20 protein-coding genes and 1 pseudogene are annotated in these 26,886 nt (G+C 42.9%); 4 read left to right on the top strand and 17 right to left on the bottom strand.

The features are described 5' to 3' along the window. Nucleotides 1-289: 289 nt before the first annotated feature. Nucleotides 290-1,654, top strand: a complete 1,365-nt coding sequence (locus R7F67_RS04855; protein ID WP_213872461.1) for an endonuclease/exonuclease/phosphatase family protein — start codon at nt 290-292, stop codon at nt 1,652-1,654. 283 nt (nt 1,655-1,937) lie between these two features. Here the strand turns inward: R7F67_RS04855 and R7F67_RS04850 are convergent, their stop codons facing one another. The 4 genes from R7F67_RS04850 to R7F67_RS04835 all read right to left on the bottom strand — a co-directional run bounded on the left by R7F67_RS04850 (nt 1,938) and on the right by R7F67_RS04835 (nt 4,789). Continuing rightward, nucleotides 1,938-2,471, bottom strand: coding sequence for a hypothetical protein (locus R7F67_RS04850; RefSeq protein WP_033906497.1), 534 nt, complete (start codon nt 2,469-2,471; stop codon nt 1,938-1,940). Then, a complete protein-coding gene (locus tag R7F67_RS04845; protein ID WP_005376510.1) occupies nt 2,465-2,851 on the bottom strand; it encodes an MAPEG family protein in 387 nt (128 codons plus the stop codon). Before R7F67_RS04845 ends, R7F67_RS04850 begins: the two co-directional genes overlap by 7 nt. A 208-nt stretch (nt 2,852-3,059) precedes the next feature. Beyond that, a complete protein-coding gene (gene rarD / locus R7F67_RS04840; protein ID WP_031778926.1) occupies nt 3,060-3,965 on the bottom strand; it encodes an EamA family transporter RarD in 906 nt (301 codons plus the stop codon). Nucleotides 3,966-4,066: 101 nt separating this feature from the next. Continuing rightward, complete coding sequence (locus tag R7F67_RS04835) at nt 4,067-4,789, bottom strand: sulfite exporter TauE/SafE family protein (RefSeq protein ID WP_005390054.1); 723 nt, start codon at nt 4,787-4,789, stop codon at nt 4,067-4,069. Nucleotides 4,790-5,233: 444 nt separating this feature from the next. On the opposite strand from R7F67_RS04835, the gene R7F67_RS04830 reads away from it, so the two are divergent. Next, on the top strand, nt 5,234-5,764 hold the full coding sequence (locus tag R7F67_RS04830) for a prepilin-type N-terminal cleavage/methylation domain-containing protein (RefSeq protein WP_318057058.1): 531 nt from the start codon (nt 5,234-5,236) through the stop codon (nt 5,762-5,764). Nucleotides 5,765-5,813: 49 nt separating this feature from the next. On the opposite strand, the gene R7F67_RS04825 is transcribed toward R7F67_RS04830, so the two are convergent. Further along, nucleotides 5,814-6,794, bottom strand: a complete 981-nt coding sequence (locus R7F67_RS04825; protein WP_025998672.1) for a chemotaxis protein — start codon at nt 6,792-6,794, stop codon at nt 5,814-5,816. Between the two features lie 684 nt (nt 6,795-7,478). On the opposite strand from R7F67_RS04825, the gene R7F67_RS04820 reads away from it, so the two are divergent. Next, a complete protein-coding gene (locus tag R7F67_RS04820) occupies nt 7,479-8,087 on the top strand; it encodes a response regulator transcription factor (protein WP_017635344.1) in 609 nt (202 codons plus the stop codon). Here R7F67_RS04820 and R7F67_RS04815 read toward each other — a convergent pair. The 5 genes from R7F67_RS04815 to R7F67_RS04795 form a co-directional block, all read right to left on the bottom strand. Further along, nucleotides 8,084-8,971, bottom strand: a complete 888-nt coding sequence (locus R7F67_RS04815) for a LysR family transcriptional regulator (protein ID WP_017635345.1) — start codon at nt 8,969-8,971, stop codon at nt 8,084-8,086. The genes R7F67_RS04820 and R7F67_RS04815 overlap by 4 nt on opposite strands. Before the next feature lie 157 nt (nt 8,972-9,128). Further along, on the bottom strand, nt 9,129-10,499 hold the full coding sequence (locus R7F67_RS04810; protein WP_017635346.1) for a GGDEF domain-containing protein: 1,371 nt from the start codon (nt 10,497-10,499) through the stop codon (nt 9,129-9,131). A 9-nt stretch (nt 10,500-10,508) separates the two neighbouring features. Continuing rightward, entirely contained in the window at nt 10,509-11,105 is a 597-nt protein-coding gene (locus R7F67_RS04805; protein WP_158159339.1) for a response regulator transcription factor, read from the bottom strand. Continuing rightward, nucleotides 11,098-12,264 (bottom strand): EAL domain-containing response regulator, encoded by a 1,167-nt coding sequence (locus tag R7F67_RS04800; protein ID WP_206948991.1) that lies wholly within the window; start codon nt 12,262-12,264, stop codon nt 11,098-11,100. Before R7F67_RS04800 ends, R7F67_RS04805 begins: the two co-directional genes overlap by 8 nt. Next, on the bottom strand, nt 12,248-15,913 hold the full coding sequence (locus R7F67_RS04795) for an ATP-binding protein (RefSeq protein ID WP_318057057.1): 3,666 nt from the start codon (nt 15,911-15,913) through the stop codon (nt 12,248-12,250). The genes R7F67_RS04800 and R7F67_RS04795 overlap by 17 nt, the downstream gene beginning before the upstream one ends. 676 nt (nt 15,914-16,589) lie before the next feature. Between R7F67_RS04795 and R7F67_RS04790 the strand changes: the two genes are divergently transcribed. Continuing rightward, nucleotides 16,590-17,840: a tyrosine-type recombinase/integrase gene (locus R7F67_RS04790; protein WP_318057056.1), complete on the top strand. Its 1,251-nt coding sequence runs from the start codon at nt 16,590-16,592 to the stop codon at nt 17,838-17,840. Nucleotides 17,841-17,864: 24 nt separating this feature from the next. Here the strand turns inward: R7F67_RS04790 and R7F67_RS04785 are convergent. From R7F67_RS04785 to R7F67_RS04755, 7 genes and pseudogenes are all read right to left on the bottom strand, one after another. After that, nucleotides 17,865-18,017 (bottom strand): annotated as a pseudogene (locus R7F67_RS04785) (IS256 family transposase); the annotation flags it as partial. Between the two features lie 129 nt (nt 18,018-18,146). Further along, nucleotides 18,147-18,797: a hypothetical protein gene (locus R7F67_RS04780; RefSeq protein WP_258614610.1), complete on the bottom strand. Its 651-nt coding sequence runs from the start codon at nt 18,795-18,797 to the stop codon at nt 18,147-18,149. An 85-nt stretch (nt 18,798-18,882) separates the two neighbouring features. Continuing rightward, nucleotides 18,883-19,179 carry an antitoxin YezG family protein gene (locus R7F67_RS04775; protein ID WP_258614611.1) on the bottom strand — a complete coding sequence of 99 codons (297 nt, stop codon included), beginning with the start codon at nt 19,177-19,179 and terminating at the stop codon, nt 18,883-18,885. A 6-nt stretch (nt 19,180-19,185) separates the two neighbouring features. Beyond that, nucleotides 19,186-20,199 carry a DNA/RNA non-specific endonuclease gene (locus R7F67_RS04770; RefSeq protein WP_318057055.1) on the bottom strand — a complete coding sequence of 338 codons (1,014 nt, stop codon included), beginning with the start codon at nt 20,197-20,199 and terminating at the stop codon, nt 19,186-19,188. A gap of 125 nt (nt 20,200-20,324) precedes the next feature. Then, nucleotides 20,325-21,107 (bottom strand): DNA topoisomerase, encoded by a 783-nt coding sequence (locus R7F67_RS04765; RefSeq protein ID WP_318057054.1) that lies wholly within the window; start codon nt 21,105-21,107, stop codon nt 20,325-20,327. Next, nucleotides 21,107-24,889, bottom strand: a complete 3,783-nt coding sequence (locus tag R7F67_RS04760; protein ID WP_318057053.1) for an AAA domain-containing protein — start codon at nt 24,887-24,889, stop codon at nt 21,107-21,109. The genes R7F67_RS04765 and R7F67_RS04760 overlap by 1 nt, the downstream gene beginning before the upstream one ends. Continuing rightward, a complete protein-coding gene (locus tag R7F67_RS04755) occupies nt 24,886-26,718 on the bottom strand; it encodes a hypothetical protein (RefSeq protein WP_318057052.1) in 1,833 nt (610 codons plus the stop codon). Before R7F67_RS04755 ends, R7F67_RS04760 begins: the two co-directional genes overlap by 4 nt. Between the last annotated feature and the right edge of the window lie 168 nt (nt 26,719-26,886).

The following is a 26,886-nucleotide window of genomic DNA, read 5'->3' as shown; positions in this document are numbered from 1 at the left end:
AAAATAAAACACGGCGATAAGCATACAACTCAAACATCTCATGCACGCTTAAATTCTACGCTTTTCTTTTTAACGGTGGCGGACTCTCTATTTCGCATCAATAACGACACCGTTTTTTAACAATTTACATATAACCTTCTGGTGTTGAAAGTGTTGCATTTATTGCACAAATCACACAAAAACTAATTGAACATGTAAATATGAAAATGTTTGTGTGACTAATATCGCTTAAAACAATGACTGATGACTTTAATATTCAGCCGAATTAATTATAAGGTATGACGTACCCATGAAAGCAATCAAAACCTCTATCGCTGTCCTTGTTGGCGCCGCTCTACTATCTGGATGTAATGACGACACTGAATACGTCAATGTTCAGCCTAAAGAAGTAAAAATAGCGACTTACAACCTCTCTTTTGACCGCGCTACCTTCGAAACTTTGGTAGGTGAAATGCAAATTGAACCAACGCAGCAAACTGCGTTGGTCACCTCTTATTTAGACGGTTCAATCGCAGCCGAAGACAAAACCACTGCGGAAAAAGTCATTCAAATTCGTAACGTTGCAGCAATCATTCAAAAGAATCGTCCTGATGTTCTTATGATGGCGGAATACAACAACGACGGAACAGGGGAAAACAAAGCAGCCATTGAAGGATTCCAGAAGAACTACTTGTCTGTCGCGCAAAGTATCGATGGCGCGGGCGGTGAAGCAAACCTTGAGCCTATTGAATACCCTTATGCTGAATCTTATTCAACTAATACAGGGTTGTTGAGTGAGTTTGATCTCGACAACAACGGAACCGCAGGTCAAATGCCAGGTGATGCATGGGGCTTTGGCATGTACCATGGTCAATATGCATTTGCCCTTATGTCTAAGTATAAAATTGACACAGCAAACACACGTACATTCCAAGCATTTAAATGGAAAGATATGGAAGGTGCGAAAATTCCAACCATTACTATCTGCGATGGCTCGCAAAAGATTCCAGACGGCATGAAGTGTGGTGATGAATGGTACTCAGCGGAAGAATGGGATCAAGTGCGTCTATCTTCGAAAAACCACGTTGACGCACCAATCATCATTCCAACTCGCAACGGCGAAGAAGTTGTACACTTGTTGATGTCTCATCCTACTCCACCAGTATTCGACACCGGTAAAAACAAAGCGCAAAACGCAGCAGAAGTGGAGTTTTGGCATCATTACATTCAAGGCAAAGACTATTTTTACGACGATGCGGGTAAAACAGGTGGCTTAACGAACGGCGCTAAATTCGTAATGATGGGTGATCAAAACCTTGATCCAGTGGCTGGTGACGGTATTAGCTCTGTAATGCAAGAGCTACACAACGATCCATTGGTTAACCAAACCGTGATGAATGGTGAGCTTTACCCAACAAGCTTTGGTGCAGCTGAACACGCTGTTGACCGCAGTTCAACTCACCCATATCCGAATCGCATCACTTCAACGTTTGGCTTAGGGGTAGACTATGCCTTGCCTTCAGCAAATTTGAATGTAATAGACTCTGGTGTGTACTGGTCAGCGTCTTATGAAGAAGGCCGTAAACTATTTAACGATGCACGTATCGGTAAGTATGGTGATGGTAAGGATGTATCTTCCGACCATCGCATGATCTGGATTAAAGCACAGTTCTAGACTGCATAAAAAAAGCCAACCACAAGGAGTCGTGATTGGCTGTATATATTTGTGAACAAGATGGTTCACTAACAACGTCAGTTGGCTAGGTGACCCTCGGCTTAGAAAGGGTCACTCATACTAAAGCATGAGGCGTGCCAACTTTTAAGCGCATAAAAACAGGTTGTTATTTAATCACTTTCATTAAAACTTAACCAATAGCTACTGTTTGCTCACCGAATAAATTGCAATTTGCAAACTACCATTGGCATTTCGCAATAAACCTGATCTTTAGCTCTTGCTTTTATTGCTTCCTAGCTAAGTCGCGTGCAAGGATTAACGCAAGTCCGAATACTTGCAAGAAGAGTCCGATATTCTTGTACCAAGCGATCTTTTCATCCTGCTTTGCCATTACCTCATTGAGCTCTACATTCTCAATGTAGTAATTATCGATGCGGTCTCTATACGAAGCTTGTGCCTGATTTATCTTTGACATCAGTTGAGGAAGTTGATCAATTTTTATTTCATCCGACTCGTTGAGAACCCAAGAAGATAAATGCCCTGCTAATACCTCTTCTAGCTCTAAAGGTATCGCTACGCTCTGACTTATGTGCACATGCAGCAGTAAAGCTTCTCTTTTCCTTTCTAGGGTTTCCACACTGTTCCATGCGAGTTGGATGGAATACAAGTTTTCTGCTGTTTGCTCTGCGAGCTGCGAGTGCTGTTTACCCAACTTATCAAGGACTAAGCTAGTAACGATGATCGCGCCAATATTCAGTACTAATCCAATCAGAACGAGTACCCAAGGTGGTGGAATGTAACGTCGCAGACTTACCATAACTTATCGTATGGCAGGTAAATCATATTTAACACAACCAATGAAAGTATCACCAGAAATGTCACCTGCATCCCTCTAATGCGCTTTTTCAAGTCTTTTTTCAATATGCCTTTAGCATGAATAACTCGACCAATTACAAAAATAATACCGGTGAGATGTATCCATGTTGGGTAAGCACTATTAAATTCTAAAAGTGCCATTAAAATCAGGGTGATGGGGATATATTCTGTCGCATTACTCTGGGCACTACGAGCAATTTGTAGAGCCTCTACCCCACCATCGGCATAAGCAATTTGATTTAAGCGACGTTGCTTAATTACTTGAACAGCCAACCAAATAATGAGTATTGCGAGAATGTTGGCATACAGAGCTGTGATCATATGTCGTCCTTCTTGATCTGGTTTTCACTTATATAAGCGTGTCACTTGGCTATAACTATAGCGGTATCATTATGATAATGCGTCAAATAATCTCAAGTTATGATTTCTATTCGGGCAAAAAACGAAAGCCAATGCTTTATGGTATTAAAAATGCCCTCGAATGAGGGCATAAGAATAAAGAAGCTAATATGTGAGAATATTGAAACCACTATAAGGGGTGTTTGACCAGCTTTTTGCGCCGATGCCCTTTGATAATACTTTCAAAAATTGTGAACAACAGCCCTACCCAAATAAATGCAAAGGTCACCGCTTTCACTTCGTCAAACAACTCGCCAAAAAACATAACTGCCAACACAAACTGCAAGCTTGGCTCGATGTATTGCATTAGACCGACGGTTGATAAATTAGTTATACGTATTGCGATAGAATAAAATACGAGTGGTAAAAGTGTGATAGGTGCACTGCCAAAATACAAAAGCAATGTTGTGGTATCTGTGCCCGAAGCCAGTTCACCAGTTGCCCATTGTTTATAGAGCAAATAGGCGAGTGCAACTGGAGTCAGTAACAACGCCTCAACAAACAAGGTTGTACTCCAGTCATAATTTATCTTCTTCTTGTACAGCCCATACAAAGCAAAGAACAACCCCATCGTTAGTGCGATAACGGGCAGCTGACCATAGTGAATCACTTGATACATAACACCAATTGTTGCCAGCACGATTGCAATAAGTTTGCCTTTTGAGAGCCTATCCCCAAGAATAAATACGCCCAGCGCAACAGATACTAATGGTCCAATAAAGAAGCCTAAGCTGGCATCGATGACCCGATGATGGGTCAAAGCCCAAGTGAACGCACTCCAAGAAATACACATCAAACTGCTCGCCACAAACGTGTACCACAAGGATTTTTTATCAAGCCAGATTTCTTTCCAATTCAGCCCTCGACGGGTTATCCCAAGTACAATTAGAAACCCGACAGGTACAGACCCAATGATTCGCCATGCTAGCAACTCATCCATAGAAGCATTCGGTAAATAACGATAATAAATTGGTAGCAATCCCCAGATCACAAAGGAGAATGCTGCCATAAAAGTGCCATAACGAGTGTTATTCATAAAACTATCGCCCATCTAAACGACCAATTTGGCGTAAGTAAACAAGTCCGCCATACATAAAAAGGAATGCAATCCCGCAGTGCTTTATGATGCAGATGGCATTATTGGCTCAACGCTTGTACGACGGCGGTAAAGCCACTCACAAAACACAACATAAGTGCCCCAAACCGAATCTTTTCTTTTGGTAACGACTGGGTAGTTTTCATTGCTAGCCAGTAACCAAGCGCCGCAGCAGGTAATAGAGGAATAGTAATGACCAAATGATGCAATGTGAAGAAGCCCACTGGGATTTGTACTATTAGTGAAATAATCGAACTGAAAACAAAAAAAGCCGATAAGTTGCCGCGTAACTGATTTGCTTCTTGATGCTGCAACAATAACGCCATCGGAGGGCCTCCAATCGCAGAACTGGTACCAAACAACCCAGAAAAGAAACCAGCACATGTCATACGCGAAGGCGTAGGCTCAACCCGAAACGGTAAAACACTCACCAAGACTGCAAACAGCACCAACAAACCAATCCAAAGCGTGAGAGTTTGTGTAGATACAAAAAAGAGTAGCAAGCCACCAGCAATTGATCCCGGCACTCGCCCAATCAACGCCATCTTTAAGCCGCCGATTTCAACACTACTGCGGTGCTTCATCGCATTCATCAACGAAATAAATAACGCGACTAAACAGATTGGCGCAGGAACATATTCTGGCGCCCAAAGAATCAGTAAAGGTGCGGCAACAATAGCCAAGCCAAAACCGATTGCGGTCTGGACATAAGAGCCAAGAAATATCAAACCTATTGCAAGGAAGTTTATCGAATCGAATTCCATTTAGATTATTCTTATATTTGAAAAATAAACACAAAACCAAAGCACATTCACATGACGAATACCTCAGGCATACTGCGATATGAATTCCGCGTAGCATTCATCAAAGTGAATAAAAAGACAATCCATTTGTGCGGTTCGCCCTCATTTGCATTTTGTATTTCATTCCGCTGATGTACATGTTTGCTTACATCGAAGAGGATTCATGCTCGCCTGTTCACGCAGCATTTCTTCAGCGGAATTAATGACCTCTTAAAATCTAGCAGAATTAGACCCGTGAATTCTCCATTGCATTTAATGGATTCAGTCAATTAGTGCGGCGTCGGTATAGCACTTTACAACTCACCTCCTTATACTACTGATCGATTTATCATTACCGTACTTATTTACACAATAAACAAGTGTACGGTCAGTGTTTTTCTACCTTTAACTTGCTGTGAAAATAATATGAAAAAACAAACGGGATTTACTCTAATAGAGTTAGTCGTAGTTATTGTCGTGCTCGGTATTCTTGCTGTCACTGTCGCGCCACGCTTTTTAAACCTTCAAAGTGATGCACGTGAAGCTCGTTTGGAAGGAATGAAAGGCGCTATTGCGTCAGCATTAGGCGTCGGTTATGGGAAAATGGCGATTGCGGGATTGGAAAGCAAGCCTTACGTTTCAAACTTCGTAGACAGTGCTTTAATGGCAGATTTACCATTTGACGGCTGTAATATTGGTGGTTCAAAGCGCTGTGTTTTTTTATATGGATACCCTGATTCTGATAGCGAATCGATGAAGTTACTCGTGCAAGGACTGAACGAAGAAGACTCGGATTGGAAAACATTTCATCACCCGGCTGGTTCAACAACTCGCGAAATGGTCATTGCTGCAGCCGACGAAAAAAGAGCTAGCCTTACACAATGTGGAATTTTATATGGGCCGCCGCAGACTCCAAACGAGAGTTACACCTTAGAGATTCTTCCCTGCCCTCAATAAAAATAAGGCTGCCAATCGGCAGCCTTATTTGTTTCATCTGATCGGTTTTTTACGCAAAGTTAAACACGTATTTATCCATCATATTCACCATGCGGCCAATCTCTGGCTTGGTAATCGTATCATTTGCGCCAAGAGATAGTGCTTTCGCTCGGTTATCCTCACTCATCAATGACGAGAACATAATGATCGGCATTTCATGAAACGCTTCGGTATCGCGTAGTCTCTTCACTAAGTGCATACCATCCATTCGAGGCATTTCTACGTCCGTAACCACCGCATCTAATAGCTCTTTAACTGGCAAATTTTCTTCTTTCGCGACCTCGATCAAGCTCATCAACTTCTCATGCGCCTCACCACCGTCTTTACATGTGATCACATTGTAACCTGAAGACGCTAATGTATCTTGGATCAAAGAGCGAATAAATGCTGAGTCATCCACCACCATGATCGTTTTAGCATTACGCTTACCGACCATTCTCTGGTTGAGATCCACCGACTTGTCCCCTTTCACATCGTATTTTTCCATACTCAATTCTGGGTTGATGTCTGCGATGATTTTTTCAAAGTCGAGAATCATGATCAGGTTGCCTTCTTTACGGACAACGGCTACTACACAATCTTGTTCACCCGCTTCCAAAAACTGACTTGGTGATTCCACATCATTCCAAGAGATACGATGAATACGAGAAATGCTGTCAATTAAGAAGCCATTGGTCATTTTGTTGAAATCCGTAACGATTACAAACTTGCGCTCCAGATCTTGTCGTGTTGGCACACCTAACCAACCAGCTAAGTCCACTAAAGGCGTCAGTACATCTCTGGATGAGAACACACCAATCATATGAGGTTGTGCGTTTGGATAATCGGTTGTTTCTGGCACGCGAATTACTTCTCGTACTTTCGCAACGTTAATGCCGTAATAACAAGTTTTTGTGCTGCCATCTGGCAATGTTTTTTCTAAATGAAACTCGATGATTTCAAGCTCATTGGTACCACTTTCTGTCAAAATGGTGCTGGTTACGTTACTCATAAAGCCAATTATCCAACCAAAAATACGCATCAGAAAAAGTTTGATGCAAACGCCATGAGAAGCCATTCTCTGGCTAAAAATCCAAAAGTCCTTTTTAGTCGTTACAACAAAATTTGTAAACCATCAAAAGGACGGCTAACGCACATTTCCATACCAAACCATGTAAAATTGTCTCATTTTTGAACACGACATTATGAGTGGCCAAAGTGCGAATTAACACCTCCACTTTTAGCGGCAGAGTCAATGAAAAGTTTAGAAATAATTTGAAGTGATGTTCAGCGTCAATAGCCAAACCTATCTAACAGATATCAGTACAAAGTTGGCTACTGTGCTCATGCCTGGTGTAGAACAAGCTCTCTTCAAGTGGCATGGTATAAAACTGCGCTTGTGAACACACGAGTTTAAATCGAAGCGCTAGAGGCATCGCAAGAAAATCTGAAGGCATAGAACACTGAAAGAACACTTTCAGTTTGTTAGTTTTCTGTCAGCGTAAGTTTTAAGCAATCATCCTATCACTAGGTATTTCAATACCTGACATCGTTATTCCCATAATCAAGACACTGATTTTCACTTTTGGAAAGAGTCATTTTCCTTCCTCTTAGCAAGGTTTTTCCTACAATCCTATTCATCCAATTGCGCTGTCGCCTGACAGCACACTAGTTGATGTATTAGGTGAGGTTAACTTTGAATAATGTTCTTATTATCGACGCTCAACCATTGTATAGCGAAGCACTTGCTTCTCTAGTTGAATCTATAATCAACGCAGCTGAAGTGATTCAAACCACTGACAGTGCGGAAGTGATGGATCTTGTTCGAGGCCAAAAGATTGATTTGATTATTCTAGACGTAGTGCTTGGCGACCGCGATGGTATGCGTTTAGCCAAAAACATTTTAGCGACGGGATATCGTGGCCGACTGTTATTTGTTTCTTCACGCGACTACTCGAGTCTTTCTAAAGCAGCGTACGAAATGGGCGCAAACGGCTTCTTAAGCAAGCATGAAACAAGAGAGACCATTATCGACGCAATTGTGAGTGTTTCACGCGGTTACTCAATGTTTAAGTCGACTCACACACCATCGTCGGGTAACGTAACACTTTCAAATCGCGAAGCCATGGTGTTCCATTATCTTGTACAAGGCTACTCAAATAAGAAGATTTCTGAACAACTTTCACTCAGCGCTAAAACAATCAGCACCTACAAAACGCGTATTCTGAAAAAGTACCATGCGGACACGTTGATTGAACTTCTGCATACTATTCCTCAGTCAGAAAACATTGAGTTTTGCCGCTAAGCGCTCATGTATTTTGCAATAGCACCGATTAACAACTGGTGCATTGCATCATGTCTTAAGCTTTGCTTCACCTGTACAACCACTTTTGGCCAGCCATCTGGGTAAAAATGCTCTGGCACTCTTATAAATTTATATCCATCAATTGGCGCCTGATATTCAAGTAATACGGTTGCGGCGCTTTTTTGCTTAATTAGCTTCAATACGCTGCTTACGTTGTCTAGAGCCGCAATACGGTTGATGACCATACCGTGGCTTTCCATTGCACGCTTAACGAGCTGCTCTTTCTCTTTCCAACCGATAATCTCTAACATGATAAAGGGAAGTTTGGCCGCTTCTTCCAGGGTGGTAATTCCCAGCTCTTCAGGGACAACTACCACAGCAGGCGCATAGCCGATGAACTTCTGATAAACAGATTTCGGAACATCCTCGTTGAAGTAATGTAACTGCGCATCCACTTTGCCTAGGATTATCTCTTCTATCGTATACTCTGTAATCGTTGCTATCGAAATGTGCGCCTTGGGAAACAGCGCCATTAAATCCATTGCAAGTAAATGCCCAAATGAGTATTGAGCGGTTTGCGGTAAACAAATGGTGATGTCTTTTTCGTAATTTTCCGGTTCAAACTCATCTCTAATTAGACAAGTTTCAAGCTTCTCGAGTGCATCGGAAATTTTAGGTAATTGACGTTTTAAATAGTCCGTCGGTTCCATGTGGTGAGGATGCCGAATAAACAATTCATCGTTTAGCTGGAGTCGCAATCGGGCAAGGTATTTGCTAATTGACGCTTCGCTCTTCCCCATCGCTTTCGCAACGGGCTTGAGCTGACGGTGCTTATCCAGTAAGACAAGTATTTTAAGTAAGTTTAAGTCGAGATCTTTGTTCACGTGCGACACCAAATGTAAGGTCGAGAATAAATAGAGCAATCACTATTTGTTGACTGCTCTAATATAAAAGACCACTCATTCTGTTTGGTCAAATTAATCAAACAGTTATGTCATGGTTATGTTCCGTAACTTAACATTGAGTCAATACTAGCGCTGCTTAATGGGACTTTTGTCTGTGTTTTTTCATCTCATAGAGATCTTCATCTGCACGTACAATAACGTCCTGAAGCGTTTCGTGTAATTCATTCGCCGCGATACCAGTACTCACACTAACTTCGATATCCAAGGTCTTTAGTCGGTTATCTTTAACGACACTACGAAGCTTCTTCGCCAATATTGAAGATTGACTGATACTGCAACCCGGCAGAATCGCAACAAACTCATCACCACCAGTTCGAACTAGATAATCACTATTTCGAAACACTTTAGACATAGCATCAGCAATAATCCCAATAACTTCGTCCCCTACATGGTGACCGTAATGGTCATTGATTCGCTTGATCCTATCGCCATCTATTGCAATGACAGAATATGGCGCGGTTTCCAAACGACGTTTGAATTCGCTATCTTGAAAGACTCTGCGGTTAAACAATCCCGTTAAATCATCTTTCGTCACGTTCGTCAGTGCTTTCGCGAGGCGAAGTTTGCTCTCTTTAGATTCATAAGCTTTGTTGTAATACGCTAAAGTTACGAAAAAGAAGATGATAAACAAGAACACGTAATCCAGTACAATTTTACTGAATGGGTACATGTAAACGATAAGATTGTTGTTGTCTGCGACATATGATTGGGTGTACGCGAATGATGGAAAGGGGTAGCCAGCGAAATAAATCACCATTTGCTTGTTCCCATTCGCTATTTGAACATCTACCGCTTTCCCATCATTGTAAAGCGGCGAGAGGTACAATTGTTCCGAGAACTCCCCCACTAACTCACCTTGAAAGTAAACCGGACTCATGATGCTTATCGCCATGTCATCGGAGTATGTCGTTTTAAATGGTAGGGAAAACAATACCCGGTCCGTCAGTTGTTCTTTCCACGCGGCTAACACACAAGAATAGTTACTTTTACACCAATCAACATCAAATGTGGCTTTCACTCCCTCTAGCGCTTCAATCGGTCTCTCTAAGATGAGTTTGTTTCCAGTATAAGAACGAAAATACATAACGGCATTTTGTCGATTGAACGCATTTGATAAATACGCTTCAGCCTGATGAAGCGATTTCCGTGCAACAGCTTCAACGTAATTAAGTTTTTCATAACGTGACAGGGAGTAAATCGCATCTTGAAAGCTCAGCTCTGTTTGCGCTTCTACTTCACTCACGCTCATACCTTTGTATTGCTCGAGCTGCGCTTCCGTCAATAGCCCCATGAGAATTACTTTTTGTTTTATTTTGGCTAAATTATTCGCGTAAGTGTTGAACTGCTTTACTTCATAAGAAATTAACACCGCACCAATCATTGTGACAGAAGTGACGAATAGTAATGTTGCGATGAAAAGAGACAACGCGATACTTTTAAGTGTCATGATGCGGTCTTACGCCCCCGCCACTCTTGTTAGCTCAACAATGTTCTTTACGTTAAATTTATCCAATAGACGGCGTTTGTATGTGCTGACTGTTTTATCACTTATTGATAGCACTGAAGCGATTTCTCTATTGGACTTTCCTTGTAGTAAATACTTCATTACTGCACTTTCTCTGCTTGAAAGTTGTGGCATTTCTCGAACGCTGTTAACAACTTGCTTAAATTTGAAGAAGGTATACCCCTTCTCTACCGCTTCTATCGCGTCTTTAAGAATGTCGTGATTTTCCGATTTACACACATAGCCATCAGCGCCAGAACGAAAAGCCATTTGGCTGTACATTTGGCTAGTTTCAGCGGAGAAGAAAATGACTTTGCCTTCATAACCATGGGATTTGATACGTTTGTAGAAATCAAACCCATCGCAATCTGCCAAGTTCACATCTAAGATCAACAGTTGAATTTCTTCCTTTTTCAATATTTGTAATGCCATCTTCGCTGATGTTGCAGTAAATACCCCGTTTGTTTTACCTAATTCTTCCATCAACGACTTGATCGCAACACAAACGAGAGGATGATCGTCAAAGATCAAGTAATTCAATTTATTCATATCTTTCATTTAGTATGGTTATGGCTTCTAGTGGCATGGGTTTATCAATGTAAAAGCCTTGGCAAAGATCAATCCCATACTCACGTATCGCTTGCAGTGTGACTTCGTCTTCAATACCTTCCGCGACCAGTCGTATATTCAAACTTTTCGCTAACGCGCAAATAGCAACAACGATGTTGTGTTTTTTGATGTCGCATTCGACACCTTGTACAAACGAACGATCGATTTTTAACTCGTTGAATGGCAGTTGAGCCAGTTTTTCAAACGTCGATGAACCCGTGCCAAAATCATCTATTGAGACAGTGACACCGTTCATCCTCAACTTGAGTAAATTCTTGTACAGGGACGCGCTAGTCTGAAATGTATCTCGCTCTGTAATTTCAATGGTGATTTGTGATGGGTCAATCTCGCTCTCTGAACATTGCTGTAAAAAGTAGTGAGAGAACGCCGTATCTTCTAAATTTTCATGGTCTACATTGATGGATACGTTTTGCGTCAATCCGCGGTGTTTCATGTCATAGATAACATTACTCAATACAGCTTGAAACAACTCTCCAGAAAGGCGGCAACGCTCTACAATTGGCAAAAAATAATGAGGGGGTAACACACCATAAATAGGATGATTCCAACGCGCGAGCGCTTCATACCCAAGCACTTCCCCACTTTGCACATCGACTAAAGGCTGGTAATAATTTTTCACGCGCCCTTCAGCCAGAGCAAACAGGAATTCTTGATCTTCCACTTCAATAGGTTGCGCAAAGCTGACTTGTTTCGCTTTTTCATCTTTTATTTTACCCAACAAATCAACGACTTCATTTTCATCGTATGGCTTAGGCAGCTTCCCTAATACTTCAAAACTAAATCCCTCGCACATGGCTCTTACCGCAGAAATAATGGTCAATTCCATTGCACTGACCAGTACAACTTGCCCCTGGTACTGGACTTCATCGAGCATTTCCATCATATCGATGCCGTCTTTTCCGGGCATTTGGATATCACAAAAAATTACGTCAAAATGTTGTTCCTGCACACTCTGAATAGCGGCATCCACACAGTTAAAAGGGATGACTTGCGCGCAATAGCGTTCCAATATTTGCGTAAGTATTGTGGTTTGTAGCGGATGGTCATCAATCACCATCACATTAAATTGTGTATTCATTTGTCTCTACCCAATAGTTTATGTTTTCGATCTCCTGCTCGATTCGTAAAATTAGCTCCGCTGTTCGCCTGTCAAACTCCGCAGCAGTAACTCGTTCTGCCTCAATACAAAGCTCAGCCAGCATGCTTACCCCTATCGTCCCAACCGCTCCTTTGATGCCATGAATGACCCGTTTTTTGTCTCGCTCAGTCGATGCGGCGTTTAAGTTTTTTATATCTGTAGACATTGATTGACTAAACACGCGCGCAATCTCTTTTGCGTCCTGTGCTTTGAACCGTTTAATCCAGCCGGGCAGCCTCCCCCTCTCTTTTTCGCCAATAAATGGAATCAAAACGGTTTTTAATTGATTAAGGTCATAGGGTTTGTAGAGCACATCATCAATGCCGATATCCTGTGTACGTTCAATGGCAAGACGAGCATCTTCTGCTGTCACACCGATGATTGGAATAGCTTTAAATTCGGAGTTTTTCACGTGCCTAACAAGCTCATAGCCATCCATTTCTGGCATATGAAAATCGGTCAGCAGCAACACAACGTTTTCATCTTGGTTGATGTATTCCCATGCTTCGCGGCCGTTGTTCACAATGACAGGTTCGATTCCAAGTTCATGAAGCTGCATTGCTATCACGCTTTGGTTAATGGGATTATCTTCTGCGACCAGTACCGTGCCGAGAACCCAAGAAACCACTTCTTGATTTACGTCACTAAGCTTGGTGTCTTGCTGCGTTTGGCAGAGCAAATTGAACAATATATCTGGATACTTAAGCTCTCTTAGCGTAAGACTGCCAAGTACTCTTTGTTCGTCACGCAGCATTAGGCCATTAAAACTGGCATCGCTGTCGTGTATAGGGTGAAGGTTCGCCACCATTGTTTTTAACGTCGCTGGACGCATTTTCCACGCGTCACACCACTGGCGAATATTAAGTGGTAAGCTCTCGCTATACGTCCAGTTCAAACAAACGTCTGGCTCAGAGTCGCAATGCTCAATTGGCAGTTTGACGGTAATCGTCGTGCCCAAGCCAAATTGTGAATCGATGCAGAGCACGCCGCCCATGCAGTCGATCAATCGGTCAACAATGCTCAGCCCCAATCCAGTACCGCCATATTTACGCGTAATAGTGTCATCCGCTTGAACAAAAGGATTGAGAATGCCTTCGAGTTGGTCATCCGTCATGCCGATACCTGAATCCGCCACTTTCAAAATAAGCTGCTTTTCATGAAGAATGACACTGATTCCAACCTCGCCTTCCGCAGTGAATTTCACCGCATTGGAGAGCAGATTGGTGGTAATTTGCACCAATCGCAGCGCGTCGATTTCAATGAAAGCATTCGAAAATGGTTTGATTGTCACTTTGTAATCCAAACCTTTCGCGAGCGCTCGTGGTTCAAAGCTTCGAAACACATCGCACAAGGTTTTAAGCAAGTCGGTCTTAGCTGGGGCGACGGTTAAGTGCCCTGCTTCTAACTTTGAATAATCCAGTACTTCGTCTACTAGCGTATTCAAATGATTGAGCGAGCGTATGGCTTGGGCAATTAACTCGCGATTTGAATCTGCCGTCACTTGGTGATTTAGCAGATCGAGGATGCCGTGTGCTGCCGACAATGGCGTTCTTAATTCGTGACTCATGGTTGCCAAAAAGTTTTCGCGCGCACGTACCGCGGTTTGCGCTTCTTTTTGCGCATCGATTAACGCCTGCTCACGTTCTTTTTGCTGGGTAATATCTTGAATAACCGTCAGTACAAACTTGTTCTTACCGCTAGGAGAAGCGATGACTTTGCGTTCTCGATATACATGTTTAATATCAAGTTCACAGCCCGACGAGGCAACCTCTTCTGAAACACGCTTTCCAGCAATAACAGTGGTCAGTTCATCAAAATTATTCACCAGAGGAGCGTGCGTAGAATCACTTTTCAACTTACATTGTTGGCACTGTTTACTGTTGTAGTTGGCACAATTGCTCATCTCCATATGGTTATTTTCACTATGGATAAAAACCAAGCTATTGATCTCTTTGATGATGTCCATCAGCCATTGCTTTTGCGCTTCCTCATTGTCAGCATTAAATTCGGCTAACCTCACTTTAAGTCGCATGTGAGATAAGGTGAAATACGCCGCAATTAACATGAGACAGAATATGAATGAACCAGCAACAACAAATGTAGCGATCTGCTCCGCGTCATAGCCATAAGTCAGTTTGAAGCTTCGGTGAGAACGCTGCAGTTTTTCGATCTCGTTAGAATCAATGGTTTCGATGATGCTGTTCAACATGTGTTGCAGTTGTGTATTGTGGTTTGCAACCGCAAATGCATTAGAGAACGTCAAAACGTCCTCCGCATTGATCACCAAGCCATCGACTTGATCTTGTGCAATCATGTTGTGAACGATGTCGTCAGGAATGTAAGCCACATCCAAAACGCCCGATTTCAAATCGGTAAGCAGCTTTTTCAAATCATCATAATGATCAACTTGGCCTTGCTGCCAAGTGCCCAAATGAACTAACCCTTGCTTTTTCAAAGTGAGCAGAATACCCGCTTCTTTCAATGCAGATTTATCGCGCTTGCTCTGCTCCGCTTGGATAGCCACGTAATTACTGTGCATGAATGGTTTAGTGAACAACCAATCTGACTTAGGTAGCTCACCCACATAAGAAACGGGGACTATATCGGCATCAAATGCCGTTAATCCATTAGAAAGGCTCGACGTCGGTTTCACATACTTAAAGCTCAAGCCAGTACGAGACTGCAATAAGTCGATGAAGTCTGGAAAGAAACCGTCTAACTCGCCCGTTTGCGAATCTCGGTAGAGAAACGGATAAGCTTCGTCACTGCTGCTGTAAGTTATCACTAGTTTGTTTTGATGATTACGTCGGTAATCTACCAATAACTTATCACTGATATGGTAAGGATTTTTCGAGGCGACGGAGCGAATGTTTTTTCCATTTTGCTCCCACTGAAGGATTTTGTTGATGTCATCGATCAGACTCTGTTTGTCCAACGAAGCGATAAAACTCACCTCTTCGTTTTTCAACCAACTGGGAATATCGACAACCCCTTTTACAATGTCATTCAAATCCAAATATTGGGTAATACCAACATAAGTGTAAATCAGCGCGTTCGCTTTACCTCGCTTAACTTCATTAAACGCCTCTAAACGTGTTTTAACGTAATGTATCTTATCGATACCACGTTCAGTGAGGTTGTCACAATACACACTGCCCTCAACACACACCCATTTAAGATCACGCGCATCACTATCTCGGTAAGTGGCATTCCGATACCAAACAGCGATAGTGCTCGAAAAGAAAGGCATCGAAAACAAAAAACGCTTTTCTCTTGCTGCTGTTTTACTAAATCCAACCGCACCATCAATCCTCTTGCTTTCGACATCCGCAAGTAAAGACGGAATATGCTTGTAAGTCCGAAGTTCTAACTCATAATCCAAAGCTTTAGTAATGTTAGACAAATACTCAAGACTAATTCCGTACGAAGGACCAACGCTACCGTCAAACGAGTCTTTAGCTTCGTCTTGCGCAATAACGCCAACGATGACCTTCGGTTTAGGACTCTGTTTGGCCATTGAGCAAAAAGAACTCGCTAAAAAAATTAAGGCGACGGACGATACCGTAATACTTCTAAGAATACTGAGCATGACTGCTTCCTCTGAATGGAAGCTCAGACTAGTTTTTGTCAGATAAAAGTCAAACTTCGCTCAACAGCGAAATAAAAATAACACTTTGATATAAAAGCAGAAAACCAAAATTCGTCAGAACAATCTGACAACACAATCCACCTTTGACTACACAGCGTTTGCGTTCGGTCTCTCACCCAGACGGATATTCACTGCGAGTCGGTATATATAAGAGATGTGTGCGTTTAGGTTTGCACGCCATAGCTTTTTACTTTCATCTTGAATGATTCATCATCATTCCATGATAAACTGACGTATTAACATGAAAGAAAGCTCAACTCCGCGGTTTCGAGCAGCTTGAAGTAAACACAGTTTTAGAAAATGCGTTCTAGTATTGTATTACTCAAGACTCACATTGCTACTTTTACAACCGCTGGAGCATTAGAAAAATTAAGGTATTAAATTCAAATGGTTAATAACTCAATCCAGTGGTTTCCTGGACACCCACATGGAAATCCCAGAACTTACCAAGCTATCTCGCTTATTATTTAATATCAATAAGTTAAATAGAATCTCAATTCCAGAACGTCCCACAAAATATCGCTAAAAACCATCATTTTGGTACCCCACCTGGTACCCCACCAAATCAATTTACTATACAATGGTCTTCAAGTAGTCACCTCAAAGATCATTGGCCATGGCAAAACGAATCACTGATACATCAATCAAAGCTCTCGTTATCAAAGAAAAGGAATATACATTCACTGTTGAAGAGGGTTTACAGCTACGTATTCGCCCTAAACGGTCAGATAAAGGGATAGGCACTAAGGCATGGCAATTTAAGTACCGTCACCCTGTAACGCGAAAAATAACCAAAATTCCAATGGGCACCTACCCTTCACTGCGACTTGCAGCTGCAAAACTCGAAGCCGCCGAATATCGGAAACAAATCGCAGAAGGTATCGATCCAAAACGATTCAAAGAAGATAAACGAATCGAAGAATTACGAAAGCACAATGATAGTTTTCTCGAAGTTTCAACCATGTGGTTTGATAGGAAACGCAAGTCAGTCAGCTCATTTCATGCGGAGCGAATCTGGAGAACACTGGAAAAGTACGTATTTGATAACCTAGGGCCCCTTCCAGTAAGTGACATTACTCGACGTGATGCTATTGAAATGCTACGCCCTCTCGAAAAAGACGGAAAGTTATCCACCATCAAAAGAATTTGTCAGAGCTTAAATCAAATAATGGAATTTGCTGTAGCGAGCGACGTGCTACAAGCCAACCCTCTCACTAAAATGATCAACGCTTTTGAAAAACACAAAGTTGAACATATGGCCACAATCCGACCAGAAATGCTCGGCAAGTTTCTATCAAGATTAGAAAAAAACGAAAAGATTCAAGATAAGACAAAGTGTCTGTTGTTATGGCAGCTTCACACGATAGCAAGACCCAAGGAAGCGGCCAGAACACGCTGGAAGGATATTGAACTACAAAATAAGAGCTGGACGATTCCAGCGGCTGAAATGAAGCGCGGAAAAGAGCACAAAGTGCCACTGACTGACGAAGCTATTGAGATTCTATCTAAAATGCGTCCTCAAAGTGAAGGAAAAGAGTTTGTCTTCCCCGGAGAACGAAACCCGAACAGCCATGTAAGCATCTTTACGGCTAACGCGGCACTCAAACGTAGCCTCGGCTTCAAAGGTGAACTTGTTGCGCATGGGCTACGAGCGATTGCTTCTACTGCCTTACATGAACAAGGCTTCGATACGTTGCACATCGAAGCATGTCTATCTCACGCAGATCAAAATGAAACTCGGGCCAGTTACAACCGTTCAAACTTCTTTGAGCAGAGGAAAGACATTATGCGCTGGTGGAGTGAATATATTAGAACTGCGAGTGAAAAGCACTTGAACTCACAGCCAATATCGGACACGACCCTGTAAATAATTCTCTGTAACTGCCATTGGTTACAAGTATTCAGCTAATCGGTCTTCGAACATAATCATAAAGCGGTTCAGCTCTTGCCGCCAGTTTCTAATTGGCATCGTCCATTTCTTGGAGGCAGCCTGAATAGCTAGATAGACCACTTTTCTCGCAGATTCATCCGTTGGGCACAGCTTATGAACGAGCTGAGGTTCAAAAGGTGGAGTCACGGTCGCGAGGTACGTCTAGAAGAATCTAGCCCAGATATAATCTGACAGGCATCGAAAAGTGGGTAACTGTCAGATCAGCTCATAAGCTAGCACATGTTAGTCGAGAAATTTCAACCAATTCAGCCTACTTTGAGCGGTAATAGGCATCGCCGAATTTCCACTGCTAATTTTTATCTGCTCTACCAGTTGTTGCTTTAAGCTTTCATTAATGGGGACCGATTTTTTCACCAGCGCGATCCCATAATCGATCTGTAATCGACTGAGCGTATTCCACCCGTATGTTTTGCTGTAGCGTTCGAAGTTTTGGTCCCAATCATCCAATAAGTTTGTGTAGCCAAAAGTAACTTGGTACATAATGTAAGCATCCAATAGCGCTAAAGATGGAACCCTAGGCATTAATGAATACAGCCGGTTGATACGCTCAAGGTTATCTGGTGAAAGGGGTCGGCAAAGCGTCGCCTTAATCACGTCAGCAATAGCTTTTTGGCATTGAGGGTTATCCTCAATTCCATTCGCCAAGTCTCTATTTGACATGCGATCGAAAGAGGCCGCTATTGATTCCAGTAGGCGCGCATTATCAGGTAAGGAAGGGCTTTTGCTGTATTCCACAGCAAAAGTTTCGATACTCAGCTCTATCCACTCTAAATTGTAACTTAAGGAAGGGGTTTCCATTTGGGTAAGTTTGAGTTTTTCCACACACAAATCTCGAGTGAAAGGCCAATAACTAAAATCTATTTCTTGACTCATACTTACGATCCTGAGTGTACCTTCTTAATTGGAAGTCTTGAGAGAAATGCATGTCAACGTTGAACTCAACTTGTCGAGTCACTTTCTAAACCGAATCAAAATCAATGCTAAAATCACCGGTTGGCTGGAGAGTGAATATAGCTCTATTCCAAGTATTATGCCCATGCTCGGTAGTGATTTGATGAAGTTCTTCAAAAGCTTGATAGGCATCATAGCTAACAACAAAGTCATGCTCACTACCTGAGTCATCTTTTTTGTACACGCACTCAAATTCACCCGCGTCTTCTTCTCGATAAAATACAACAATGGCACTGCTCCATTGATCATCTATCGCATCAACGATGTCTTGAGCGATAGTAAGGTAGAGATCATCTACGGTCATTTATGTTCATTTCCCTGGTCGATTATAGAAGAATTTTACTTTGCTTTTGCCATTTGTCCAATACCTGACTGCGAAGGCATCAGGTCGATTACTGTCTCTACCATAAAGGGGCAAGATATCGACTTTTACGTCTTTAGGAGGGGCGGCTTTTAAAGCACTTCGCCATTCATTCTCCATTTTTAACCAGGCGCTGCGGTTGAGGTTGGAGTCCATCGGGAGATAATTAATCTGCTCTCCCGCGCCAGAAAAGGTGGATGCGACCAAATGACCGCCATCATCACGGGGAAGACCGTCTTTGATGCCGCCTGTTTTACTAGATTTCGATTGTTGATAGGTGTTTCTGTCTCTTGTTTTAAGCTGCAGTTTACCACTGACTCGATTAACACGACCATTAGCGTCTGTCTTATACGTATGATCGCCGACTTTGTAGCTTTGGTTTGATTTAAGTTTCGTGTTGAGCTGTTTATTCCAACTGCCTTTTTTGCCTGGCGCGAGTGTAACTACATTACCCGAATCTTTTGCACTCGTTGGCGTCACCTCTTGCTTAATCTGACTTTGGCTATTGACTTTTATCGTAGAGTGCGTACCTGCCATAAAGCTTTTCTGCAAGACGAGAGCTTCACTTGGATGTGAATGAATCGCTTGCATTATCGCCTGGCCTGATTGATCGGAGACAGGATGGTTATCATCAGCCAAACTCAATGTCATGCCACTCGAGTCTATCAATACTGGTGGGCTGCTTGTGCCCAACTGTTGGGTCGCAACTCGAAAGTCAAACAGCCCAGTAGCATTGAGCCTTTCATGGATTGGTCGTTCGACATCAGGGCTAAGAGAAAGACCAATGGACACCATGGTCGCGTTGAGTGTTTGGATATGCTCCCGATACTGTTGCATTTCATCCGGGTTCGATGTCACATCGGGCTCTAACTTCACGTAGAGTTCTTGATGTAAGTGCTCGAGAAGGAGTCTTTTCAAATACGGTGGTAGACGATGCCAACCGATCAAATGTAACAATGTCATAATACTGTTGAGATCATTCAGGCTCACCTTGCTCGAGAGCGCTCGAATGAGTCTCGAGATCTCTTGCAAACGTTGTTTGTGTAAACGTTCTCCTGTACTACGGGGGTAGGTAATATAACCCATGGCTATTCAACGGTCTTATACAGTTTAGTCACTAGACCACCTACACGCTCTGGACGCTTATCTTGCGAATAAAGCGTATTGGGGTCCGTCCATGTCATCTCGTTGACCTTGGTTCTTTCTTCATATCCGAACAGATCTTCGTAAACCATAAGGATAGGGATATCTGCGGATAGATACCCTGTTTCTACATCCTGCAAGGTGCTTGAAAGTGACCCATTCCACTCGAAGGTTCCAATATCGCCCAGATGCGCCCTGAGAGTCTCGTTAACGATTTGACCGGTTTGGGTCACGGACACCTCATCGACATTGGTATTGATATCTATCAAGGAGGAGTCTTCCATTAACGTGCTTAGAATGTGTTCAATCGTAGAAGGACGTGCGATCCCATACAATTCCATCTGCTCAATTAACTCATCCAAACGAAGCGCAGGAAGCGCTATTTCCTCACCTTCTAAGGTGATCACAAAGTCCCCCCGTTCGATGGCGTCTAAGTCATGTTTCGTCAATGACGGTTCTAGCTTAGGTTTGATCCGATTGTCTTGGAACAGTTCCCCTTCCCACCATCCTGATTGAGTCACTGACTCGACTTCAAATACAATTGGGGCCTGACCATTTTCACTATTGAAAGTGAACTCTAAGGTTTGCTTGATGGTTTCCGCATTTCCCATCTTTTCGGCTTCTTCCATGTGCAAAATCAGCTCAAACAACGCCCTCATATTTGGGTCGCTGATTTCATCCAACACGTCAGAGCTCAAGACACTAATGTCATCATGTGCACTGTTCATCAAACATTATCTCCAATATACAAGCGCTGAAGTAACGTCATGGTCAAACTCGGGGAAAATTTATAGTTGAGGTAAGCATATCGTAACAGCCCCGCTGTCGATCGATTGGGTGGGGAGTAAGAAGTGAGTTTGCTTTCAAGTTTATTGAAACTATACCGTTCGGGATCACTAGCCATCGAAGTAATCTTCTTGTCCTCTAATTGTTTCTTAAATTTGATCACATCATCAGGTGACATGTTGCTCAGTCGCCCTTGTATCTTCCTGCCATTTACGCTTAGGGTCACGTTAATTGACGTCGAGCGTACTCGCTCCACTTCCATCTTCTTTTTGGCCAATAAGTCGAGAACCGCGGCTTTAACACGGCCCATCCCAATCGATTTTATGTTCTTCAAAGGCGCATGCTGTTGGATGACGGCATACATTCGCTGAGCAACCCACTTATCAATAATGTCACGACTTATTTCTGCAGAAACCATGTGTAAATCAAAGTCTCGTGGGTTATCCTTGGCCCCACTAACATGTTCTTTTGTTATAGCATTAAGTGGCACACGGATCATTTTGCGCGCGAGTTCAGGGGCTATTTTTTTCGTGTGTTGGAATAAGTGCCAAGCAATGGTCTCGCCAACGTTGTCATTATCTGTTGCGAGTAAAATACTCTTCACTTTCGGGCCTTCGGTGAGGATTGCGTCCAAAGCCTGAGTGCCATTGCTGTTTAAACCATAGTCGGGCAACAGTTGTCGCCGTGCAGTCTCTACACTGTCCTCCTGCAACCCCGATTTGGTGACAGCGCCATTGGTTGGGTAGACGACATATTCTTGTCCGAGCATCCGCGTCAATACACTCACCTTGCCTTTCGCCTCAACGATAAATAGGTGTTTGGGGAACAGACGTTTACCATGTTGGTTAAGGTAATGCCCTAGAAAGTGGACAGAGTTGCGTGAACCTTGGGACGTTTGCGGGTCGAATGAAACTTGGTTTAAGTGATACAACTTAGGGCAAATTACGGCAATAAACGACTTCTTCGCTCTTGAGACTGCAACATTGAGTAAAAAGGGCTGTTTCTCAAAGAACAGTCGTGCGCTATCACTGTGTGTCTGTACACCAGAAAATATCACGATGTCTTTTTCCGCACCCTGTAACTTATGGATAGTATCAATCGTCGTGTCTTCGATTTCACTCTTTGGGATCAAGTGACCATGTGCCTCATTGGTTTTATACAGTGCATCGCGAATCACTTCGGGCTGTTTATTGAAAGGGGTTACAATCGCTAGCATGGACGCGAGCGCAGGCAGAGCATCTCCCTTTTTCAAGCGCTCTTGCCAACTTCGATAACGCAGAACCACCATTTCAGCGATAAGGTTGGCTTCCGCATAATTGACTTTGGATGTCTTGCCTTTCCCAGCTTCCGAAGACCCAGGCGTTTCCACGTAGGCCATAGCTGGTAGATCTTCTGGGTCGACTTCTTTGTCATTGTTTGGCAGATAGAACAGTTTGTTGTCGTAAACCATTTGATTGCAGTAATCGATGATTTTTTGAAAACAACGATAATGCCCCCTCAACATAAAGCCTGCACCTTGGTAGGAGTACGTTGAGGCGTGCATGACCAAGTGCAATAAACTACCAGAGGTCGGTGTGAAACCAAGCTCTATCAAGCGTGTAATTTGCTTAGCGCTGTACCCTTCCTTTAACCAAGCACTGTAGTCATCATAGGCTGAGATATCTTTCTTGTTATCAATTACTGGCTCTAATTGACTGATGTCTCCAACACTGATCAATTTTCGACACAGCGACATGGAAGGGAGACCTAAGCGAATATCAGCCTGCCCCGACTCATCGGTGATCAGTAAGTCTATCCCACCGTAGACAAAAGAGCGCTGTATGGATCCTGGGGTATAGCTTTTGACCTGCAGTAGCTTAGGCAGCATATGAAGGGTTGAGATGACAACAGGTGTGACCATACAAATGCGTCTTAACCCTTCAATGATGTTTTCTTCTGTTTGAGCAAACAGAACTGAGTTTCTCAGTGATAAAAGGTATTCCGCTTCCCAATACCTTGCCGCAATGTGAAACAATAACGGTCGATACGAGGTATCAAGAAGGTGTTCAATGTAGATATCTACCGTTACGTCGTGTAATTTCTCGCCAAATTTCGCTTCTGGAATGGCTTCATCTTTAATGCGTTCTCGATTTAAGCGCTCGACAATATCCAGATAACCTCGGCTGGTTCTGTCCATTTGTAGCCAAGCCGAAAACTCTTCCCTAGCCGTGACAAAATAAGGTAGGCAATAACGAGTATCAGAGATTGGGAACAAAGCACTAGGCTCAACATGTCCGGCTCTGATTTGAGCCACGCAGTGCTTCGCCACGGCAAGCATCTCTGCACTTTGATCCGTTAAGTACTTATGCAGATAACGTTTCGCTTGTTCTATATGGTCAATGTGTGGGAGCCCCAACCTTTGGCAGTGAAGCTGCAATTTGGCCAAATAGTACGCCTCATGATCTGGCAAGGATTTGAGATGATTAAGCTCCTCACACACACTCGTCCAACCAAAGACAAAAGGCTTCTCTTTACCAAAAGCTTCAATCACCGGCGTTTTGGCTCTTTCTTCTTCAGTGAATTTTTTTAACGCATCGCTGGAGGCTAAAAAGCTGCCGTAGTTGTTGATCTTGGGTAACCAGCGTTGGTACAAAATGAAATCGTCATCGTCATCATGCAATACGTCAGGAAAGGCGGAGACGACATTTTTCACTGATTGGTTCGTTGCACCTGCAGCAACGATGATCGGACACGGCCTTCCCTCTAGGGCTGCGATGACACTTTCTTGAGCAATGACCGCTTTTAACATGGATGTCTTGCCACTACCAGGTGGACCACTTACCGCCAAGACCTGACCCAACTCAGGGTGTTGTTCGTCAAAAGCACCGAGATGCCGGGCCATTATAGAGGCGTGACGTTGTGTATTATCTAATGGAAAAAGCTCACGCGCTTTTTCCGGATCACTATCCCCCGTTCTTGTGTCCATATGCCCCATGATGGCACTCGAGCCGATGTGACCACTGTACCAACCTGTTTGAGCCTCAAGATACTGGGTTGATACCGTCTCCGAATAGCTGTTGCCTTCGAGCGTAGCTAGTAACTTTTTCAGCGGAGTATGCTGCCAATCCTCCGCCCTGTCGGAGAGCAGACCTCGGTATAGATTCGAGATATGCGTTAAGGAGCCTCCCGAATCAAGGACCGACGAAATGCTAAACTGGACCGTTAAATCAACATTGCTCAATTGCCCACTGATTGACTTGGTCAATTCCAGTAAGCTACTTACTTCGCAGGTATGGTAAAAAAGCTCCTTCGCCTCTTTTAGCCAAGACTTTGATGTCCCGAGTTGATAATAGACCGCTATATTTTCTAAAGCATTCGACGAGCTAGCCAAGATCACTTCAGGCTTACTCTCATTGTGTTCACCTAACAGATACTCTGGGTTAATTTGAATCGGCTTGATAGGGTTTGGGTGGAGAAAGAAACCGCTTTTATCGTTTGGAATGTCAATTTTGACCGGAATGGCCAACAACAAGTAGCCTCGACTTTCACCTCGCTTGACCATCTCCAAAATCAAATAACTGGAACCATTTGGCGTTGGCAACTTTTTCGAAGTGAGTTTCTGACTCAAGTCATTGTCCCATTCCTCGATTGATTCAGGAAGCATGAGCCGGGTTCGTTCAGCGTTCTTTAACACTTCGATATTGTTATGTGACGTTAGGGCGTAAAGAGATTTTAGAGCGTTCATTGGCGAAACTTAGCGGAAAGAATTTCTTTCACATTGTTGAATTGACCATTTACCTGGATCTTACAAACATATTCGTAACATTCAGGCTCTGATATCGTTAATAACTGATGACTATAGTCTTTAAATTGAAAGCCGCGCTTTTTATCTAATGAAATGAAGTTGTAGACGCGGACGATTTTGGAGGCTTTAGCTTTCTTATCATAATACGTAAACGCTTGACTGACTTCCTCACAGGAGAAGGTAAGCTCTTCGATAGAGATGCTACTTTGTCGCGAAAGGCCTGTTACTTGCTCGACGTCATCGATGACTTCACAGGTATCAGCGAGCCACCCTTGCTGCCCCTCGGTAAACAATTCAAGAAGTTCGAGTCTTGCTTTACCTCGCATAAGAGTCCCAGCTTCTATTTGAGTTATGCCCTGCAATTTCAGCAATGGTGCTGGTATAAAAATCATATGCGCGACACCCTGTGAGATGACTTGACAGACTAAATGGTTTCGCAATGCGTAGTGATCGAGTTCTCGGTTGACTTGACCGAAAGGGGAATCTTTCTCTTGACTATAGACATACCAATCATGCGCCGCTTTGCCCTCAAACGCGACCAGATCTTGATGATGATGGTTTGGGGCGAGCGCAATGGGATCCTTCGATTTTATTTTCCATTCTGGCGCGAACTTTTTGTTTTTCTGAAACTCGTAGAGACTGACTCTCTCCTGGGCCCCTTTCTCGATATAATCAATGACACTGTGAGCAAATAACTCCGGTTGCTTGATGATGAACTGATTTCCATCAAAGGGTTGTGTTTTAAATACTAAATGCTTGACCTTATTATGGGTAAAGCTGCGTTGATAGGTAATTAATCCTTCGTAATTGGTACAAGTCGAAGAGATAATCCCAAGATAGAGCTGACCTTTTTCTTTTTTTAAGGTAATTTTGAGCATCCCTTCAACAAGATCACCATAAGTTAATTTGTCACCCTCGATACCTAAACGCTGCAGCTCATTTGACCAAGCGACCGCGCGAAAAGTCGCGCCTAAAGTCTCAAAAGTAAAGTAGTACTTGTCACCGTCACTGTTAAGAAAATAAAAACAGTGCCCTACTTTTTGTCCCTCTAGCGTTTGAGCGAGCTTTTCCTTTGCTTGCTTTAAACATACCGTGGACCTGTGGTTTTCGTGGTCAAAATTGAGCGTCACATTGTCAATCTCGCTAGACTCCTTGACTACGAGAAAATCATCTATTAAAAACCCGGGAAACTCGGTATATAGACACTGGCCATCGTCACTACAAAACCAAGCACTGTACCATTTTATGTCCTTTTTACTGTTTGTTTTGGTCGGCTTGACTGTGATGTTGTATAAGTAACCCGTTAACTGAGTCGGCTTTGCTTTGGACTCAACCACCTCAAGCTTGAATCCTTTTTCATCTCTTAAGAAGCTTATCCCTACCAACGAATTGTGAGAAACGCAGTAACAGAGTTTTCGGTAGTTTTCATATGACTCGGAAACGATGGTCAGTAATTCTTTTCCATCCGTATCTAAGCAAGAAATTTGAGGTGATATGTCACCACGATACGAGACTCTCACCATGACCGGCTGTTTGAAATCGCTAAACTCTACTGGAATGAGCTGTTGAATAAAGTGAGGACCTTCAGGCTCACCTTTGACTAATGCTATGTATTCTCGCCCCACTATAGGGAGCGCGTAGAATCGGTTTTCTGTTAAGCTCTTTTTGCCAATATATGCCGTAATGATGCCATCTTTGCCCTCAATCTTTGAGAACAAAGTACCATTAGCATTCTTGCTTAATTTTATGTGGTAGTACTGTAAAGACAAAACCGCACCATCAAAAGGTCATATAGTCAAAGCTCGAAGTAGACCAAGGTTTTTAAACTATGTATTGAACATATATACTAATAGAATTACTAATTAGTTCCAAGGATTACCTCTAAACCCTGCCAAATAAGAATAAACACATGAAAAGGGTAACATCCTGATATTAAA

It is taken from the genome of Vibrio sp. YT-17, assembly GCF_033337375.1.
Lineage (GTDB): Bacteria > Pseudomonadota > Gammaproteobacteria > Enterobacterales > Vibrionaceae > Vibrio > Vibrio alginolyticus.
Note: the sequence above shows the minus strand (reverse complement) of the source record. Positions and strands in the feature narration are given on the sequence as shown.

What these genes read in the sequence shown, in the direction of transcription:
- R7F67_RS04855 (WP_213872461.1), top strand. Translation starts at nt 290, where the DNA reads ATGAAAGCAATCAAAACCTCTATCGCTGTCCTTGTTGGCGCCGCTCTA.
- R7F67_RS04850 (WP_033906497.1), bottom strand. Translation starts at nt 2,471, where the DNA reads ATGGTAAGTCTGCGACGTTACATTCCACCACCTTGGGTACTCGTTCTG.
- R7F67_RS04845 (WP_005376510.1), bottom strand. Translation starts at nt 2,851, where the DNA reads ATGATCACAGCTCTGTATGCCAACATTCTCGCAATACTCATTATTTGG.
- rarD (WP_031778926.1), bottom strand. Translation starts at nt 3,965, where the DNA reads ATGAATAACACTCGTTATGGCACTTTTATGGCAGCATTCTCCTTTGTG.
- R7F67_RS04835 (WP_005390054.1), bottom strand. Translation starts at nt 4,789, where the DNA reads ATGGAATTCGATTCGATAAACTTCCTTGCAATAGGTTTGATATTTCTT.
- R7F67_RS04830 (WP_318057058.1), top strand. Translation starts at nt 5,234, where the DNA reads ATGAAAAAACAAACGGGATTTACTCTAATAGAGTTAGTCGTAGTTATT.
- R7F67_RS04825 (WP_025998672.1), bottom strand. Translation starts at nt 6,794, where the DNA reads ATGAGTAACGTAACCAGCACCATTTTGACAGAAAGTGGTACCAATGAG.
- R7F67_RS04810 (WP_017635346.1), bottom strand. Translation starts at nt 10,499, where the DNA reads ATGACACTTAAAAGTATCGCGTTGTCTCTTTTCATCGCAACATTACTA.
- R7F67_RS04805 (WP_158159339.1), bottom strand. Translation starts at nt 11,105, where the DNA reads ATGAATAAATTGAATTACTTGATCTTTGACGATCATCCTCTCGTTTGT.
- R7F67_RS04800 (WP_206948991.1), bottom strand. Translation starts at nt 12,264, where the DNA reads ATGAATACACAATTTAATGTGATGGTGATTGATGACCATCCGCTACAA.
- R7F67_RS04795 (WP_318057057.1), bottom strand. Translation starts at nt 15,913, where the DNA reads ATGCTCAGTATTCTTAGAAGTATTACGGTATCGTCCGTCGCCTTAATT.
- R7F67_RS04790 (WP_318057056.1), top strand. Translation starts at nt 16,590, where the DNA reads ATGGCAAAACGAATCACTGATACATCAATCAAAGCTCTCGTTATCAAA.
- R7F67_RS04780 (WP_258614610.1), bottom strand. Translation starts at nt 18,797, where the DNA reads ATGAGTCAAGAAATAGATTTTAGTTATTGGCCTTTCACTCGAGATTTG.
- R7F67_RS04775 (WP_258614611.1), bottom strand. Translation starts at nt 19,179, where the DNA reads ATGACCGTAGATGATCTCTACCTTACTATCGCTCAAGACATCGTTGAT.
- R7F67_RS04770 (WP_318057055.1), bottom strand. Translation starts at nt 20,199, where the DNA reads ATGACATTGTTACATTTGATCGGTTGGCATCGTCTACCACCGTATTTG.
- R7F67_RS04765 (WP_318057054.1), bottom strand. Translation starts at nt 21,107, where the DNA reads ATGAACAGTGCACATGATGACATTAGTGTCTTGAGCTCTGACGTGTTG.
- R7F67_RS04760 (WP_318057053.1), bottom strand. Translation starts at nt 24,889, where the DNA reads ATGAACGCTCTAAAATCTCTTTACGCCCTAACGTCACATAACAATATC.